This is a genomic window from Leptospira weilii (assembly GCF_006874765.1).
GTDB classification, from domain to species: Bacteria; Spirochaetota; Leptospiria; order Leptospirales; family Leptospiraceae; genus Leptospira; species Leptospira weilii.
This window is the reverse complement of record NZ_CP040840.1, coordinates 3,122,812-3,140,000: the sequence shown is the minus strand read 5'-3', so window position 1 is coordinate 3,140,000 and position 17,189 is coordinate 3,122,812. Positions and strand designations below refer to the sequence as shown.

Here is a 17,189-nt window from a genome sequence, read left to right as displayed (position 1 = left end):
AGTTATGAAACAAACGACTCACAGGATTCAATTTCGGGATTCGAGAAAAACATTTCCGCTCCAATCGGAATCCGTGGATCTGATTCTTACCTCGCCTCCTTATCCGATGATCGAGATGTGGGACCAACTTTTTTTCAGCTTTTCAAAAGAAATTCGAGAAAGTTTTCTTACCGATCCCAGTCTTTCTTACGAAAAAATCCATATCGAACTCGATAAGGTTTGGAAAGAATCTTTCCGTGTTTTGAAAAACGGAGGTTTTCTCGTAATCAATATCGGGGATGCGACGAGAAACACCTCCGCAGGTTTTCAGATTTATATGAATCATGCGAGAATTTTACAAGGATGTAACTCGATCGGTTTTCAAAGTCTTCCCGGAATCATTTGGAGAAAACAAACGAACTCACCTAACAAGTTTATGGGCTCCGGAATGCTTCCAGCGGGTGCGTATGTTACATTGGAGCATGAGCATATTTTAATATTTAGAAAAAATAATAAAAGAAAGTTCGTGACTAAGGCGGAACAATTCGCCCGTGCGCAAAGCGCGTTCTTTTGGGAAGAACGCAATTTTTGGTTTACCGACCTTTGGGATTTCAAGGGAAAAAAGCAGAGTCTGAGCCCGCTCGCAGGAAGGGAAAGAAGTGCGGCATATCCTTTGGAGCTTGCAAACAGAATCATACTGATGTATTCCTTAAAAGGAGACGTCGTTTTGGATCCTTTTTTGGGAACTGGGACGACTACTTTGGCGGCGATCGGAAACTGCAGAAATTCGATCGGATTTGATTTGAATCCGAGCGTATTCCAAACTCAGTTCGAAGATCTATCTTCCCTCCGCGAAAGTCTCAATCGAATCGTCGAAAAACGGAAACGCGATCACGATCTTTTCGTGCAAACCAGGCAAAGCGAAGGAAAATCTCTTCTCTATTTCAATCAAAACCTGCAAACTCCCGTCGTAACCAAACAAGAAAAATTTCTGAACTTAGAAAAAATCATCGGACTTTTTCGCAACTCGGACGAGGAAATCGTAGCCGAATACTCCTCTCTGTTTCAAACGACGATTTCTCCGCAACTCGAACCGGCTCAAGCTCCGGATCAGTAGGTTATCAAAATTTAAGAATATGGCAGATTGAAAATAATTTGATTCAGCATATGCAATACCTCTTCGACTACGCATACTTCTTCGTCATTTCGGTTTTCGGACGTAACGGTCCAAAAGATTCTTTGCTAAGCGCCGGTTACAGTTTAAAAGTAACCAAAGAAATAAAAATAATAATGAATAACATATATCTAATCAGCGGTTTGGGAGCAGACGAAAGTGTATTCCGGAATATTGATTTTTTAGGAGAACATCCGAGACATATTACTTGGATCGATCCGGAAGACAATGAATCTCTTGAAGACTATTCAAAAAGATTAATAGAACAAGTGGACTCGAAAAATGAGTTGATATTAATCGGGGTATCGTTTGGCGGAATAATTGCGAGCGAAATGGCAAAACATATTCCGGTAAAAAAAATCATTATAATTTCAAGCATTAAATCCAGTTTAGAAAAACCATTCATTTACCGTATCATCAGTTTTATGAAATTATTGAATCTAATACCATCTTGTTTGCTAAAAATTTATAATCCAATTTTGGCATATTTTTTTGGGATTTCATCGTTAGAAGACAAAGAACTATTAAGAAATTTTCTTTCCAGAACAGATGGAAAGTTTATAAAATGGGCTTTAAAATCTATTCTTAAATGGGATAATCAAAAATATTCCAATAACTTAATTCACATACATGGAACAAATGATAGACTATTTCCGTTTAGATTGATAGGGCAGGCGGTGCCAATCGCTGACGGGGGGCATTTTATGATTTTAAATAAAGCGGGAGAAATATCTCTGAAATTAAGAGAAATTTTGGTGAAATAGTAAAGTAGCACATTTGGACTTTCATTCGGTGTTATAGTTGTTTCTTTGCTCATTACTGATTTCTACATAATAGAGTGTCTAAAATTCTGCGTATAAACATGGGATTTGTGCTCAAATTAACGGTACTTTATTTTATAGGAATCAATAAAACCGAAATTACTCTTTTATGTAGAAATCAGTAATGGTAATAAGTAAGGAGTTGTCATTGGAGCAAAGTCGAGAATTGTTCAAAATATTGAAAGCCCGTTTTGAGAAAAACATGAACCGTCATAAAGGACTTGGTTGGGATAAAATACAAACAAAGCTGGAAGCTAACGCTGAAAAATTATGGTCGCTCAATGAAATGGAAAGAACAGGCGGCGAACCGGATGTTGTCGATTACGATAAAAAAACGGGCGAATACGTTTTTTACGATTGTTCGGCGGAAAGCCCTAATGGTCGGAGAAGTGTTTGTTACGATCGAGAAGCGTTGGAATCAAGAAAAGAGCATAAACCAAAAGATAACGCCATTGATACGGCTGTCGCCATGGGGATTGAACTTTTAACGGAAGAGCAATATAGAAATTTGCAGAAACTTGGAAAGTTCGATACGAAGACATCGAGTTGGCTAAAAACGCCTTCCGATATTAGGACGCTTGGCGGCGCTATCTTTGCCGATTTTCGTTACGGACATGTCTTTGTGTATCATAACAGTGCGGAATCTTACTATGCCGTCAGAGCGTTTCGCGGCTCTCTAAGGATTTAAATTCGATTCCTTTGAAGTAAATGTGAGACGATCGCATCTCTCGCAAACTTCCTGCGGAATAATTCCCCATTGCATTAGATAGCCGAATACGAAACATCCTGCGCAAAAACCCACGAAGGATTCCAAAGCCGCAAAAAATACGAGAATTCCGAGCGTGATTTGAAACGCCAAAATCTGTCCTTGTATCAGAAGTATTAAAGAAGTTAAGCTAAACAAAAACCCCACTCCTTGGGCGAATCGTTTCGGAGGTCCTGCCACGGTTTTATTTCCCAGCTTCAGCAAAGGAACGATTCCATGGATTGCGAGTCTCGCGAAAAGGGAAAACTTCGGTCCGTATAAAACCCGGGCCGTAAATCCGTAGAGCAAAGCTAAATTCAGCCAAATTGACTGAGTGAATAGGGTTGCAATCGTGAGAATAAAAACAAGTCCGGCCACCGATCTTGCGGCGTACTCGTTGACTGAATCCGGAAATTTGCCGACTTGAATCATAAATTCTCCCTCTTATATAACGACAGATCTAATCCTTAGACTTAATTTCAACCAAAAAATTGTCCAATATTTCCGTAATAGCTTCAATATTTTATTATAACGTTAAAATTTCTGTTATATTTGTCTGGATTCTGGTTTTCACGAACGCTTTTTAATTCTTTCCAAGAGAAATGAAATTAATGTTTTTATCGCGGAAAGGCCCGATTAGGGAATGATTAGAAATCAACTGCAATACATTATTGCGTTCTCAATAAGCGGTGATAAAGCTCGCTTTTGTTTTCATCCGATTGAAAAAGACGCTAAAATTTTTTTCCATTAGATTCCATAATAAAAATCGAATATTCGTCGTGTCCAGGTGTAATAAAAAAAGAGATAGGTTGTTTTTGAAACGTTGTAGTTTTGTTCAAAGCCATTTTTATCGCGTTATAGGTTTATTCGAACGTTTTTAAAACAAAGAGCGTTTCTAAATCGTTATATATTGCAAGTTTAGAAAGCCTCCTCTTATTATCCTGCAGAATTTCGGACACTCTATTATGTAGAGATGAGTGAGAATTCGACATCTTTTGCCCGCAACGGGAGGCGGAAAACTTTATGAGATGTTGAAACCTGTCCTGCAAGAATATGGATCAAAATGCGTAGATAAGTTTTTCGCCTTCTGAAAAAGAATGAAGTTGTTGAAAAATTAATTCTCCGGTTGTTTTTGTTTCACTGAAATAGACGATTGAAGCAGTTTTGTTGATCCCACAATTGAATTTTTCAACAACTCTAATCATCTTCTTTTGGAAAAAACAGGGAATGTCAGCAATTTTGTGTAAATGACGTTCTTTAAAAAAACCTTTCAACTTCAACCTAGAACGGCTTTCCTGTCCATATCGTCTTTTTTAGAGATTCGTCACACTCATGATTGATAAACTGATCCGAGCTTCGATTAAAAACAGGGCCTTGGTTTTGGTGTTGACATTCATGATTACCCTTGTGGGAATTTACAACGCGTACTATCTTTCCATCGACGCGATCCCGGACGTGACCAACGTTCAGGTTTCTGCGGTTACGTCTTCTCCCGGACTTTCTCCTCTCGAAGTGGAACAGTTCATTACATATCCGATCGAGATGGAATTTACCGGTCTTCCCAATGTTACCGAAATCCGTTCCATCTCCCGAACCGGTGTGAGTTCTGTAACCGTCATCTTCAAAGACGGTACGGATATCTATTTTGCAAGACAACTCGTCAACGAAAGAATCAAACAAGCGGAAGCCATCATTCCTCCCGGTTACGGAAGGCCCGAGCTTTCTCCGATCGCAACCGGTCTAGGTGATATTTACGAATTCGTTCTCACATCGGATCGACATTCTCCGGAGGAATTAAGAACCTATATGGATTGGGAACTTTCCCGCGAAGTTAAGTCCGTGGAAGGAATCATCGACGTGAACATTATCGGCGGTCAGGTTCGTCAATACCAAGTCAAGATAGATCCGAAAAGGCTCGCGGTTCACAACCTCACTCTTTCTCAAATTTACGATAAGTTAGAATCCGCAAACCAAAACACGGGAGGCGGCTACATCTCCAAGAACTCGGAACAAATTGTGATCCGAGGCGAAAGTCAGTACAAATCCATCGAAGATTTGAAAAACACCGCGGTTACGACCGCGGGCGATGGAATTCCACTTTTGTTGGGCCAAATCGCGGAAGTGGAAATCGGTCCGGCTCTTCGTTTCGGTCTCGTTACTAAAGATTCCCTAGGAGAAGCGGTCGGAGCCACGGCGATGATGCTTATGGGGCAGAATTCTCTCCAAGTCGTAAAGAAGGTCAAAATAAGAATCGAAGAAATCAGGGAAAAACTTCCTCCCGGAATGAGAATCGAAACCTTTTACGACCGTTCCGAGTTTATCGGAAGAACGTTAGGCACCATCTTTACGAATCTCGCCGAAGCCGCGGCCCTCGTCGTAATTGTATTGATCCTCGCTCTCGGAACCGTGAAAGGAGCGTTACTCGTCTCTTTGGCGATTCCGATTCCGATGCTCGTCGCTACGATTTTTATGAACGCATTCGGAATTGTGGGAAATCTGATGTCCCTCGGCGCTCTCGATTTCGGCCTTCTTGTGGACGGAACGATCGTAATGCTCGAATCGATTCTCCACGGTTTTATTTTAAAACGTTCTTTTTACGAGATGCAGACAAAACTGGGGGACAGGGAACTTGCGGCGGAGGAAATCATCACGGACGCCTGCGTTCGCGTGGGCCGTGCGGCCACGTTTTCGGTCGCGATCATTCTGCTCGTTTATCTTCCCCTGATGAGTTTGGAAGGCGTGGAAGGAAGGATGTTCAAACCGATGGCGATTACCGTGGCGCTTGCCCTCGGCGCTGCTCTTTTATTTTCCCTGACCACCTTTCCCGCGGCGGCGAGTATTATCTTTAAGAATCCGGTTTTTTTTCACAGTAAGTATTGGGACGTCATCGCGGAAAAATACAAACTCCTCCTTGATTTTGGAATGTCCCGTAAAAAAGAATTCTGTTATGCGGGCATCGGGGTCGTAGTATTTGCGTTGCTCTTAGCTTCTACGTTGGGTTCCGAATTTTTACCTCGAATCGACGAGGGAGAAATCGCGATCGATATCAAACGTCTTCCTTCCACCTCTCTCAATTATTCCAGGGACACGAATTCCGATATGGAAGCGGTCTTAAAAAAATTTCCAGAAGTAATCAGCGTGGTTTCCAAAATGGGTCGTGGAGAATCCGCGGCGGAACCGATCGGCACCGACGAAGGCGAGGCCATGATAAAACTCAAACCCCGTAAGGAATGGACGAGCGCTGAAGACAGGGAAGAACTGATGAGTAAGATGAAGGACGAGGTCTTAAAGTTCATTCCTTCCAGTACGATCAGTTTGTCCCAGCCGATCGAAAATAGAGTCAACGCTCTTCTTTCCGGATCGAAAGCGGACGTAGTGATCAAAATCTACGGAGACGATCTCGTTAAACTTAAGGACATTGCGGGCCAATTCGCAAACAAGCTCAAAAACGTTCCGGGAGTCGCGGATCTGCGGGTGCAAAGAGTATTGGGACTTCCTCTTGTGGAGATCAAGGTAGATCGGGAAAACATGGCTCGTTACGGAGTTCAAGCGGAGGAAATTCTTGCGACCGTAGAAGCTCTCCGATTAGGCAGACAAACCGGAAAAGTATTCGAAGGTTTTAAAAGGTTCGACCTTGTGGTTCGTTTGAAAATCGACGCGACCGATTTGGAACAAGTGGAAAACATTCCCGTCTTCACTTCTTCCGGGTCCACGGTTCCGCTTGGTCAGGTTGCGGAGATCAAACTCGTGGAAGGCCCCGCCGTGATTTATAGGGAATCTCTCAAAAGAAGAATCATGGTAGAAACCAACATTCGAGGAAGGGACCTCGTTGGATTTGTCAACGAAGCTCAAAAAGTTACAGAGGAAATCGAAAAGAATCTTCCTTCAGGTTACAGAACCGATTGGGGAGGGCAGTTCGAAAACTTCACCCGAGCGAAAGAAAGACTGGCCTTGGTCGTTCCGATCGCTCTTGCGATCATATTTTTTATGCTGATCGCCGCGTTCGGGAGCATCTACTACGCGTTAGGCGTCTTTATCGTGGTTCCTCTCGCGGTTTCAGGCGGAATCATCGGTCTTGTGATCCGAGGTCTTCCTTTTAGTATTCCAGCCGGAGTCGGGTTTATTGCGGTGAGCGGGATCGCCGTTTTAAACGGAGTTGTCTATGCATCCACTCTTCGGGAAGAGCTGGAAAAGGGAGCATCGATTACGGATGCGGTTTATCTTGCGGGGATTCATTCTCTTCGTCCCGTAATGACCACGGAAATTATAGCCGCGGTCGGCTTTATTCCCATGGCGATCTCCACGATGGCAGGGGCGGAAGTACAAAGACCTCTCGCGACGGTAGTAATCTTCGGAGTCATCGTCGCCACGATTTTCTCCCGCGTTCTTCTTCCGATCGTGATGGAATATCTTTTGAATTTCTACGAAAGTCAGGAAAGAAGAAAGTCCGCAAAACGCAGGCTCTTGGAAAAACGCACTTTCGGAAACCAAGGTCATAGTTTCGCTCACGATAACAGCGAATGGCTGGAACTTCATACTCATTCGGAAATCCGGGAAGTGTTCGAAGATACTTCGAAAGAGAACGTAGAACCGAAGAAAAAATCTTCGAAATCGAAGAAGGGAAAAAAGAAATAAATTATCAAAAAGGCAGAAAAAATTATATTCAAAAAATATAATTCTTTAATCGTAAATTACGAAGTTTTCTTCCAAATTGTCCGAATGAGGAACGTAACGATCTCGCAAAAACGTGTAAAAGTTTTCGAGACAGACTCTGATATTTTTTCAATTTTGTAACGAGCCGAATTTTTAAATCCTAAATTTCCAAAAGCGATCTTAAATCGCTTTCCGAATATCCTTTCCGTTACTAAGGTTTTGCGAACCGACACAGAACCAAAAGCTCAAGCAACTGCGGATCAAATCTTACTCTACGGATCGAATGTCCGTTCTTTCAAACTTCCGGTTTATTTAAAACGATTCTAACCTTTTGAATCTCGATCCTCCAAAAAAGAGTTTTCGGTGAAATTTCACCTCTCAGGATAGTGAAATAGGGGACATAGTCAAACCCCTCCCGGAGACTCCGATGTCAGCCCAAAAACCGATCGTTTCACTTTTGGATCATAGCAAGGATCCGTTCAATCTTTCCATCGCTACGGCAAGAACCTGTTATTCTTCTAAAGGAATCCTCCTTCCTTCCGATATGATTGCGTCGGAAAAATCTGTTGAAATCCGGGATAAAGTCGCTAAGTCCACGAAAAAGGCCGGACATCTTACCACTCGTCAGCATCCGCAATTTATCTTCACTCTGGACAAGGTTTCTAGACAATTCGTGTGGTCTTTTCTGCATTCTCATCCGTTTTATAATTCTGAACAAGTTTCCCAGAGATATGTGGAAGTTAAAAAGGAGAATTACTACGTTCCCTCCGGGTTAAATGGAAAACTTTTAGAACTTTATCTGGACGCGGTGGACTTTGCAAGTCAGGCTTACTTTTCCTACACGGAAATCCTGCATCCTTTTATCCAAGAAGAATACTTTCAGGTCTACAAAGCTCGCGCCAATTATCCCGACAAGTGGCAGCTTCCGATCAGAAAAAAATGTCTGGAGGTTGCACGTTATCTGCTACCTCTCGGAACTTATACCTATCTCTATCATTCCATCAACGGACTCACTCTACATCGTTACTACAGGCTGATGAATTCCTACGACGTTCCGCAGGAACAAAGAGCCGTGGTCACTGAAATGGTCGATCAAGTTCGAGCGGTCGATCCTTTGTATGCAGACGAGATGGACGATCCGATTCCTCTCGAAGAAACGACCGAATATCGTTACTTCGATTCCGTATTCGGTTCCGGCAAAAGAGAGTTTCATCCGGAAGTCTCGGCGAACTTCGTAAAAGAATTCGACCGAGAACTCGGAGCGAGATATTCCAGACTTGTTTCCTATTCCTCCAACGGCCCGGAGATTTTGGCGCAATCCGTTCGTTCCATATTAGGAATTCCTAAATCTTCTCTGACCGATCAGGATGCGATCGATTTGGTTTTAAATCCTGCAAAAAACAGGCATCTAACCTCCACTCTCAACGAAAACTCTATGAGTCCGATCACGAGAGCCTTATTCAACGTTCAATATTCCTTCCAAAAAAGAATCTCCCACACAGCCGATAGCCAGGATCAAAGACATAGAATGGTTCCCGGCGGAAGACCGGTTCTCATGTCTCAGTATGCGGGAGTTCCAGATTATATCACCCCTTTCGTGGTTCAAAAATATCCTGAGCTCAAAGAAAAATACGACGCGACTCATACTCAGATTTTCGAGAGGTTGAATCGCTTTTTGGATGCGGGAGGTTCTCCGGAATACGGTACTTATCTTTTACCGAACAGTTTTCCGGTTCGTTTTTACGAAAGCGGAGACCTTCTCAATCTACATCACAAATGGAGATCCAGAACCTGTTACAACGCTCAGGAAGAAATTTTCCAAGCCTCCGTGGAAGAACTTACGGACGTGACGAAGGTTCATCCCGGAATTGCAAAGTGGATTAAGGCTCCTTGTTGGATCCGCCTTCAAGGAGAGGTAAAACCTTACTGTCCGGAAGGGGATCACTATTGCGGAACCCAGGTTTGGAAAAGGGAATTATCCGAATATTTGAGAGTGATTTAAAACCTTCGCTTTGAGTTTGTGTCGAACCTTACGAAAGTGAAATAATCTTGTCGTCTACGATAAAGAAAAACCGTTTTTACGAAATTAAGACGCGCTTTTTCGACCTTGAATGTTTTTAAGCGAAATCTAAAATTCTTTCCCAAAACGGTTTAGGGAGTAAAATGGTTCGAATGAAACTTACAGTGACTACGAATCGAACCGAAGAACTCATACGTTATAGAAGGCAAATTCATAAACATCCGGAACTCAGATACGAAGAAAATCAAACCGCGGGTTACGTAATCGATCATTTGCAGAGTTTAGGTCTTTCTTTTCAGGATAAAATCGCAAAAACCGGAGTCGTATCTTTGATCGATTCCGGCAAACCCGGAAAAACACTTCTCGTACGGGCGGATATGGACGCCTTACCTATTTTCGAGGAATCTCGCAAGGAATACAAATCCGTTCGCGACGGGATCATGCACGCCTGCGGTCACGATGCTCATACTTCGATTCTCATGGGACTTGCGACGGAAATCAAAGAGGATATCGGGTCCATTATACCCAAAGGAAAGGTTTTATTGGTATTCCAGCCCGCGGAGGAAGGCGGGCAGGGAGCGGATAGGATGATCGAAGAAGGTATATTAGAGAAGTATAACATAGATGCGGCCTTGGCTTTGCATGTTTGGAACCATATTCCGGTGGGAAAAGTAGGAGTCGTGGACGGACCGATGATGGCCGCCGTAGATGAGTTCACGGTCGTCGTCTCCGGAATCAGCGGCCATGGGGCCATGCCTCAGCACACAGTGGATCCGATTGTAGTAGGGGCTCAGATCGTAAACGCGTTACAGACTATCGTTTCTAGAAATACGGATCCGCTTGATTCTTGTGTGGTGACTGTCGGAAGTTTTCATGCAGGAAACGCGTTTAACGTGATTCCGGAAACCGCGGAATTAAAAGGAACCGTGAGAACGTATTCCAAAAAGATGTTCGAGGAAGTTCCCGAAAAATTGGAAAGAGTGGTTGCGGGAATCGCGTCCGCGCTTGGCGCAAAAGTTTCCATCCGCTACGAAAGAACGAATCAGCCCACGATCAACGATTCCGGAATGGCGGACATAGTGCGTAAAGCTTCGTTAAACGTTCTCGGTCCGGGAAGTGTAACGGAAGAAAACACGAAATCTATGGGAGGGGAAGATTTCTCCGCATTTCTTATGAAGGTTCCGGGATGTTATTTTTTTGTGGGCTCTAGAAACGAAGAGAAAGGATTCGTTTATCCCCATCATAGTTCCAAGTTCGACATAGACGAGGATTCTCTGTCGATCGGTCTGAGCGTGCTCAAAGAGGCAATTAAAATCTATCACGAAGAAAACTGATTGAGATAACGTGAATTCGGCATAACAAATGTGAAAGCGATTATTATGCTGCGATCCATAGCGAGCCCATTTTGGTTTTAGTGCAGTCCGGCCTTTGTTTATAAAGGCTGGATCCGTCCGAACTTTCTTCTATAGAACTCACGTTAAGATAAGAAGTTCATTTCAATACGTCTTCTTCGTTGAAAGATTATATTTCGGTTAGAAAGTCGTCCGTGGACCGAATTAGAAGAAGCCCCCCGCCTTTCGGAAGTTCGTTTACTCTGAATTCGGGATGATTTTCCCAGATGTCTAAATCGCAAAGAATAAGATCGAACTTTTTCCAATCGGATGAGTCGTTTCCAGAAGTCAGGATTTTCACTTTTTCTTTTTTGAGATTCTGTTTGATCCGGGAAGGAATTCGATCTACGGAGCCGTTCAAATCCACGATTGAAAGTTTGGAGTTGTAGTTGTCCGCAAGCCTTTTGGAGATGTGAAGAAGCCCGAGGTCTTTTTCTTTGCCGAAGAGGATGTGAATGTTTTTCACATCCTCCAATTGGGAGGAAAATAGAATTCCCGCGTTACAATCCGTTTCGTTCAAAATCGTCCGAATTTTTCCGCCTAGGATATCATCCGAAAAGAAAGAGCGGGCCGCACCGATCAAGAGAAGTTTATAACTTCCTTCGTTTACGATTCGAATGATGTCTTTCGTGATGTTCGTGGATGTTTTGTAGATCGTTTGGAGGTGTATATTCAAATCCTTGGAAAGTTCTTTGAGAGGAGTGAAACTTGAAGATTCGTATTTTTCGGCGTGAGATTCGGAAATATTAGAATCCGGAGACAAATGAACGGCGGTTACCTCTCTCTCTTTTTTTTTCTCGGGGAAAAGTCCATAAGCGATTTTTAATAGTTCCAAACCTCTGGAATGTTGCGCGAAAGAGATGAGTATTCCGGCGCTGCCGGTAGCTGATTTTACGGCGAAGCTTTCCTTTGTAAAAAGGAATTCCACGAGTTTGAGTCCGGGGCCGGTCATAATCGTTGTGGCGAGAGCCATCAAAACCATCATCGAAAAAATCTCTTCGGATAAAACTCCTAAGTCGTAACCGATATTCAAAACGATCAACTCCATCAGACCTCGGGTATTCATGAGAATACCGATTGAAAGGGAATCTTTCCAATTTTTACCGGACATACGGGATGCGATCGAACTTCCGCCTAACTTTCCTAAGACGGCCACAAAAAGGATTAGGAAAAAAACCGGCCAAAGACCCGAGCTTGATAGAAGGCCGAATTTTGTCCTAAGTCCCGTAAATGCGAAAAAGAGAGGAAGTAAAACGGTAAGGCTGAAGTCCTCAATCTTTTCCACCAGATTGTCTCTGAGTTCTTTTTTATCGGGCATCACAACTCCGGCTAGAAATGCGCCGAAAAGCGCGTGAATTCCGATCGCTTCCGTGATCCAGGCCGAGAAGAAGATGAATAAAAAGAAGAGCGCGGTGATTGTTTTTGTCATCGATTCTTTGGTAGTGTACAAGTTTCCGGCTCTTCTCATCAGTGGGAGGATTCCTTTCCACATTACGAACATGTATGTTAGAGACATGACGATCATGAGAATTCCCGAGGAAAAGGAGCCGGCGTTTACGATCGTGACGACGATCGCTAATATACACCAAGCGGTCACATCGTCGGCCGCGGCTGCGGTGAGTGCAAGACTTCCTAACGCTGTTTTGGTCAGACCTTTTTCCAGAATGATTCTCGCAAGTACCGGAAAGGCGGTGATGCTCATACCGATTCCCATAAAAAGGCAGAACGCGATGAAATCCACTCCCTCCGGCGCCAACGGAACGTAGATGAAATACGCAAGACCCGCTCCTAAAAGAAACGGAAACATAATGCTCGAATGGGAGATAATTACTGCGGACTCGGCTTGGTTTTTTAGAATTTTAAGATCCAATTCCATACCGATTACGAACATAAAGAGCAGAAGCCCGAGTTGACTTAAGATCTGAAGAGTGGATAAGGACTCTTTAGGAAATAAAAGTTGAAATCCTTCGGGAAATACCAGACCGAGTAAAGAGGGACCGAGAAGGATTCCGGCTAGAATTTCTCCTATCACGGAAGGTTGTCCTAAAATTGTTGCGAGTTTGCCGAGGAATCGGGCGGAAAGCATGATTATGATCAATTGAAGAAGAAGTCTTGAAATCGGCTGTTTCAGATGACCGGAGAAAATTTTGCCCATTGCTTCCATGTCTAGAAAATCCGGCCTTAAAGAAACGGTCTTTGCGGGATGAATTTTTGTCTTTGTGCTTTTTTCCGATGAAATTTGGGAAGAGTGAAAATTTTCCTTTTCCGATTCCAGATTTTGCCCGGTCTGAAGAATAAAACCCAAGGACAAAATGAATAAGAAAATTAGAAAAATATAAAATAAGGATATTTTTTTCATCTGTTTGGAGGCATTTTAAGAACGAATTCCGGTTTCGTCATTCAGATTTTTAGGATTCCCGATCTTTCGGGGTTATCGATTAAAAAACGATGGATTCTTCTCGGAGGATTTGGGATGCGAGTGTTGCCGCTTCCAAGGGACTCGTCGGTTGTCCTAAAACTCGAACTCTCGTAAGAAGAAACCAACGAACGTTCTTTTTTTGGAAAGAAACCCAAAACCAGGAATCGGTTTCGTCTTGGGTGTAATAAAACGCAGAATCCGATTTATAATCTTCCACTCCGTTCCAATCTCCCGCAAGATCGTGACTTCCGCTCGCGTTCGAAAGAGAACCGGGTGTTCTTTTGAAAAGATCGAAAACGGTTTGAGTCGTCTTTTTACGAAAAGGTGGGGAGGTTTCCTGAAGTCGGATTAAAAAGTCGGCGAATTCCGAAGGTGAGATCGTATAAGAGCCGTCCAGCCAAAATGAATTTCGACCGAACGGGACCGGGGTGTGAAACATTCCGATTTTTTCCAAAAGCGGTTTTCCTTTTTCCGGTCCGATGTCGTTCCAAAGTTTTGCGAAATACCAATGTACCGAATATTCCAAAGCGGATTTGAGATTCTGATCTTTCTGCCAACGAATGTAGGGATATCTTGTCTTATCCCAGGAAAAAAGAGACTGATCCGCTTTTAGATAACCGCTTTCCACGGACACAAGCGCCAAGACGGAATGAAACAGAGAGGAGGGAGGTGTTTTATAAGAACATTCGTTTTTTTGAAAGTAAATTTTGTCGTTTGCGGTTTGATTGACTAAGATTGCGCAGAGAAATTTACCTTTTCCGTTTAAACTTTTTTCAGAAAAGGATTTTGAGGAATAGGTCGATGGATCGCCCTTACAGGAACAAAACCAGAGAGCGAAGAGGACGGCACTTTTCACCTGAAATCGGGCGAATCAAGTCCAAAGAGAGATGCCGATCAAAATGAATACGACCGGGATATAAACAAAGAAGAAATAGATTCTTCCTGCTTTTTTCCAAGGTTTTTGCATTTTGGGACGGATGATTTCCACGAGTTCTTCTTCGTTGGCTTGATAAAGGGAAGAGGAATCGTTCATCCCGAACAAATTAGCGGCGAGACGTTTGAGCGCCTTTTCTCTGTGAGTTCGGATGTAATCTTGACTGACCGCGACTAATTCCTTATTTTCGGAAAATAGATTTCGAAATACGACCGGAATTTCGTAAAACTTTCCGATCAAAAGACTGGAAAGTCGGGTGAAAAGCCCCAGATAAAAAAGAGAAGCGTATTTTACGGCTTCCAACTTCAAACCGAATACGATCACGAAACAAATCACATAGGCTCCGTAACCTACGATGAAACCGGCTCTTTCTAAAAATCGGTTCCAAAAGATTTCATTTTCAAATTCAAGATTCAGGGTTTCTAAGGAGGGGGTTGCGTAGTTTGTTCGTGTCATCGATGGATTCAAAAAAAAGAATATTCTCTTCTCGATCCATACAAAATTTCCTCTACGAAATGACAAATCAAATCGTGTTCGAATTTCTCATTAAAAGGACAGATCAAAAAACTATGTCGTTTTAGACAAAATCAAGTTTAACCCTTTTCTTTTTGTGCGTTCGTTTACGGGAATTGTTTCTGTTTCCAAACGATTCTTTTTTTCTTCGGGGAAAACCGAGAGAAGACCGAAAATCTTTTCATACGAGGTTTTTCGGATGTCGATCGCACTCAAAAGAAAAGAAAGAAAAATTCAAATCGGAGAATTCTGGACCTCTCGTCAGAGGCAATCTCATTCCATTCATTACGGCGTCAGTTACCGAGCCTCGTTTAAACCCGAGCTTCCAGCTTTTTTTTTGGATCGATATCTTTCTAAAAATAAGGGCGTTGTTTTGGATCCTTTCGGAGGTAGAGGGACCACTTCCATTCAAGCGAATTTGGAAGGTCACTTTGCGATTCACAATGATATCAGTCCGATGTCTTTGTTTCTTGCCAAGTCCAGACAAACGATTCCTTCCCTCGACAGCATGGAAAGGATTTTGGATCGACTGGATTTAAAAAAGAAAACTCGAGAAGAAAAAGAAGACAAGGATCTGCTCGCTTTTTATCATAAGGATACTCTAAACGAAATCAAAAATTTAAAACGAATTCTTTCCCGGGATCTTTCTCCCGAGATCCAATACATAGGGGTCACGGCGCTTTCCAGACTTCACGGACATAGCGATGGATTTTTCTCGGTTTACAGTTTTCCACAGATTTCGATTCCTCCGGCGGCTCAAAAGAGAAACAACGAGAAGAGGGGAATCGAACCGGAATATAAGGAAATTAAATCTCGGATCTTGCAGAAGATGAAGCGGGATCTAAAGTCCCCACTTCCTCCGTTTTATCACGAATTTTCAGGTAGAAATCGTTATACGAATCATTCCTCTTTGTACTTGGAATCTATGGAGGATGGAATTGCGGATCTTGTCATCACTTCTCCGCCTTTTCTGGATAAGGTGAACTATGAAGAGGATAATTGGCTTCGTTATTGGTTTTTGGATATAGAACTTCCGGATCATAAAAGGCCGAGTATCTTTTCCACTCTCGATGCTTGGATGGAATTTATCCGAGAAACTTTGAAGGAGCTTTCCAGGGTTCTCAAGCCGAACGGGGTTTGTGTCATGGAAGTGGGTGATATCAAAAAGGGTTCCGCTATTTTCAATTTGGACGAGTATGTGATCCGGGCCGCTTCCGATTCCGGTTTGGAATGGGAAACAACTTTTATCAACGATCAAAAGTTCACGAAACTTTCCAATTGCTGGAACGTTTCGAATAACGAAAAAGGTACGAACTCAAATCGTTGTGTGGTCTTTCGAAATTTTAAGTAAGGAACTTTATTTGTGGGAGTTCCCACATTTGTGGATGGCTGAAACTTTTTTAGGCGATTTGAACTTTTCCCACCGACGATTTGTTTGGCGCCTCCTTTCTATCGAAAGGACCGCGCTCTACGCTCCAATCTGCAACGTACCATTCAATATTTAAAGATATTTTAATTTACTGGTTTTATTATATTTGAATTCTATGAAATCCATGGTGCGTCGCAGTATTTTCGCTTCGATCGCTGGCGCGGCTGAAAAATCGAAAGCGAATTCGTAGTCGAGCCCGAGTATCGTGAGGGGAATATTCTAGATACTGAAAGTATCCTTAAATTTTTCAGAGTTAAGAAGGCTTTGCACAGTCAGTAACGCACGCCCTGCATCGTATGCGGGTAAGTTGCGAAACATTTTCCCATATTCATCGTCCAGGTCGCACATCGCATCTACATGTTCCTCGGAGAAAATTCTTGCATTTTCATAGTGTGGCGCGGCAAAGCGGATATTGAGTGGATCGACGTATCCGGCCTTAATGAAGCCTCTTGTTTTGCGGTGACATCGGCATGGGTTGGTTTTGTTAATAAGCCCGCATTTGTTCTGCATAAATGAGTAAAGATCACGCCTTGCGCGGGAAAGCAGCTGTCGGTAATTTTCTGCGCTGACGCCGCAAATTTCACCCGCTACATCGGATTTGAGCGCAAAAAATTCTCCGAGAATAAAAACCAAGCGCTGCTCGCGCGTCAGGCAGAGTAGCATACCCAACATACAGCCAACATTTGCTTCCTTAACCAAGAGCTGAGTCTCCGGGTTCTTCAGCTCACGCGCTTCGATCACTTCATCCGAGACGGCATAAATTTCTTCGGCAAACTCATCGAATGAGCCCGTCAAAGCTTCGATCTTACCCTTACGGAATTTCAGAAGCTGGTTACGTGCAATTGCATACGCCCAGGTGGTAAACGCCGCCTTTTCGGGATTGTAGGATTGGAGGTTAAGAATGACTTTAAGTAGGGTTTCCTGCGTAACGTCCGCCGCATCGTCCGGATTCAGCAACATCTTTTGTGCCAGGTTAAAGACAAAGGGCTGTAGTGACGTAATAAGGTGCTCCAAGACCTCGCGGTTTCCCGCGAGGCTCTTACGCACAAGATCCCCCCAATCAGACTTAACTCTTTTTTGTGGATGGCTGCGTAAAATAATCATAGTCTGA

12 protein-coding genes are annotated in these 17,189 nt (G+C 43.1%); 7 read left to right on the top strand and 5 right to left on the bottom strand.

Annotated elements, in window-relative coordinates:
* Positions 1 to 4 precede the first annotated feature (4 nt).
* From FHG67_RS15285 to FHG67_RS15275, 3 genes are all read left to right on the top strand, one after another.
* A complete protein-coding gene (locus tag FHG67_RS15285; protein ID WP_004498511.1) occupies positions 5 to 1,096 on the top strand; it encodes a DNA-methyltransferase in 1,092 nt (363 codons plus the stop codon).
* A gap of 173 nt (positions 1,097 to 1,269) precedes the next feature.
* Positions 1,270 to 1,917 carry an alpha/beta fold hydrolase gene (locus tag FHG67_RS15280; protein ID WP_036085965.1) on the top strand — a complete coding sequence of 216 codons (648 nt, stop codon included), beginning with the start codon at positions 1,270 to 1,272 and terminating at the stop codon, positions 1,915 to 1,917.
* Positions 1,918 to 2,098: 181 nt separating this feature from the next.
* A complete protein-coding gene (locus FHG67_RS15275) occupies positions 2,099 to 2,662 on the top strand; it encodes a DUF4256 domain-containing protein (RefSeq protein WP_036075904.1) in 564 nt (187 codons plus the stop codon).
* On the opposite strand, the gene FHG67_RS15270 is transcribed toward FHG67_RS15275, so the two are convergent.
* Positions 2,651 to 3,151, bottom strand: coding sequence for a DUF4395 domain-containing protein (locus tag FHG67_RS15270; protein WP_002619703.1), 501 nt, complete (start codon positions 3,149 to 3,151; stop codon positions 2,651 to 2,653). The two genes, FHG67_RS15275 and FHG67_RS15270, sit on opposite strands and share 12 nt — an antisense overlap.
* A 900-nt stretch (positions 3,152 to 4,051) precedes the next feature.
* Between FHG67_RS15270 and FHG67_RS15260 the strand changes: the two genes are divergently transcribed.
* The 3 genes from FHG67_RS15260 (at position 4,052) to FHG67_RS15245 (ending at position 10,726) form a co-directional block, all read left to right on the top strand.
* Positions 4,052 to 7,354: an efflux RND transporter permease subunit gene (locus FHG67_RS15260; protein ID WP_004498590.1), complete on the top strand. Its 3,303-nt coding sequence runs from the start codon at positions 4,052 to 4,054 to the stop codon at positions 7,352 to 7,354.
* A gap of 445 nt (positions 7,355 to 7,799) precedes the next feature.
* Positions 7,800 to 9,374 (top strand): FAD-dependent thymidylate synthase, encoded by a 1,575-nt coding sequence (locus FHG67_RS15250; RefSeq protein WP_004498574.1) that lies wholly within the window; start codon positions 7,800 to 7,802, stop codon positions 9,372 to 9,374.
* 170 nt (positions 9,375 to 9,544) lie between these two features.
* A complete protein-coding gene (locus FHG67_RS15245; RefSeq protein WP_036075907.1) occupies positions 9,545 to 10,726 on the top strand; it encodes an amidohydrolase in 1,182 nt (393 codons plus the stop codon).
* A 187-nt stretch (positions 10,727 to 10,913) separates the two neighbouring features.
* Here FHG67_RS15245 and FHG67_RS15240 read toward each other — a convergent pair whose 3' ends face one another.
* The 3 genes from FHG67_RS15240 to FHG67_RS15230 form a co-directional block, all read right to left on the bottom strand.
* Positions 10,914 to 13,142 (bottom strand): cation:proton antiporter, encoded by a 2,229-nt coding sequence (locus FHG67_RS15240; RefSeq protein WP_004501939.1) that lies wholly within the window; start codon positions 13,140 to 13,142, stop codon positions 10,914 to 10,916.
* 79 nt (positions 13,143 to 13,221) lie between these two features.
* Positions 13,222 to 14,058: a penicillin-binding transpeptidase domain-containing protein gene (locus FHG67_RS15235; RefSeq protein WP_004501930.1), complete on the bottom strand. Its 837-nt coding sequence runs from the start codon at positions 14,056 to 14,058 to the stop codon at positions 13,222 to 13,224.
* Positions 14,059 to 14,073: 15 nt separating this feature from the next.
* Positions 14,074 to 14,592 (bottom strand): hypothetical protein, encoded by a 519-nt coding sequence (locus tag FHG67_RS15230; protein WP_004501940.1) that lies wholly within the window; start codon positions 14,590 to 14,592, stop codon positions 14,074 to 14,076.
* A gap of 256 nt (positions 14,593 to 14,848) precedes the next feature.
* On the opposite strand from FHG67_RS15230, the gene FHG67_RS15225 reads away from it, so the two are divergent.
* Positions 14,849 to 16,000 (top strand): DNA methyltransferase, encoded by a 1,152-nt coding sequence (locus FHG67_RS15225; RefSeq protein WP_004494945.1) that lies wholly within the window; start codon positions 14,849 to 14,851, stop codon positions 15,998 to 16,000.
* 297 nt (positions 16,001 to 16,297) lie between these two features.
* Here FHG67_RS15225 and FHG67_RS15220 read toward each other — a convergent pair whose 3' ends face one another.
* On the bottom strand, positions 16,298 to 17,182 hold the full coding sequence (locus tag FHG67_RS15220) for an RNA polymerase sigma factor (protein ID WP_004498559.1): 885 nt from the start codon (positions 17,180 to 17,182) through the stop codon (positions 16,298 to 16,300).
* Between the last annotated feature and the right edge of the window lie 7 nt (positions 17,183 to 17,189).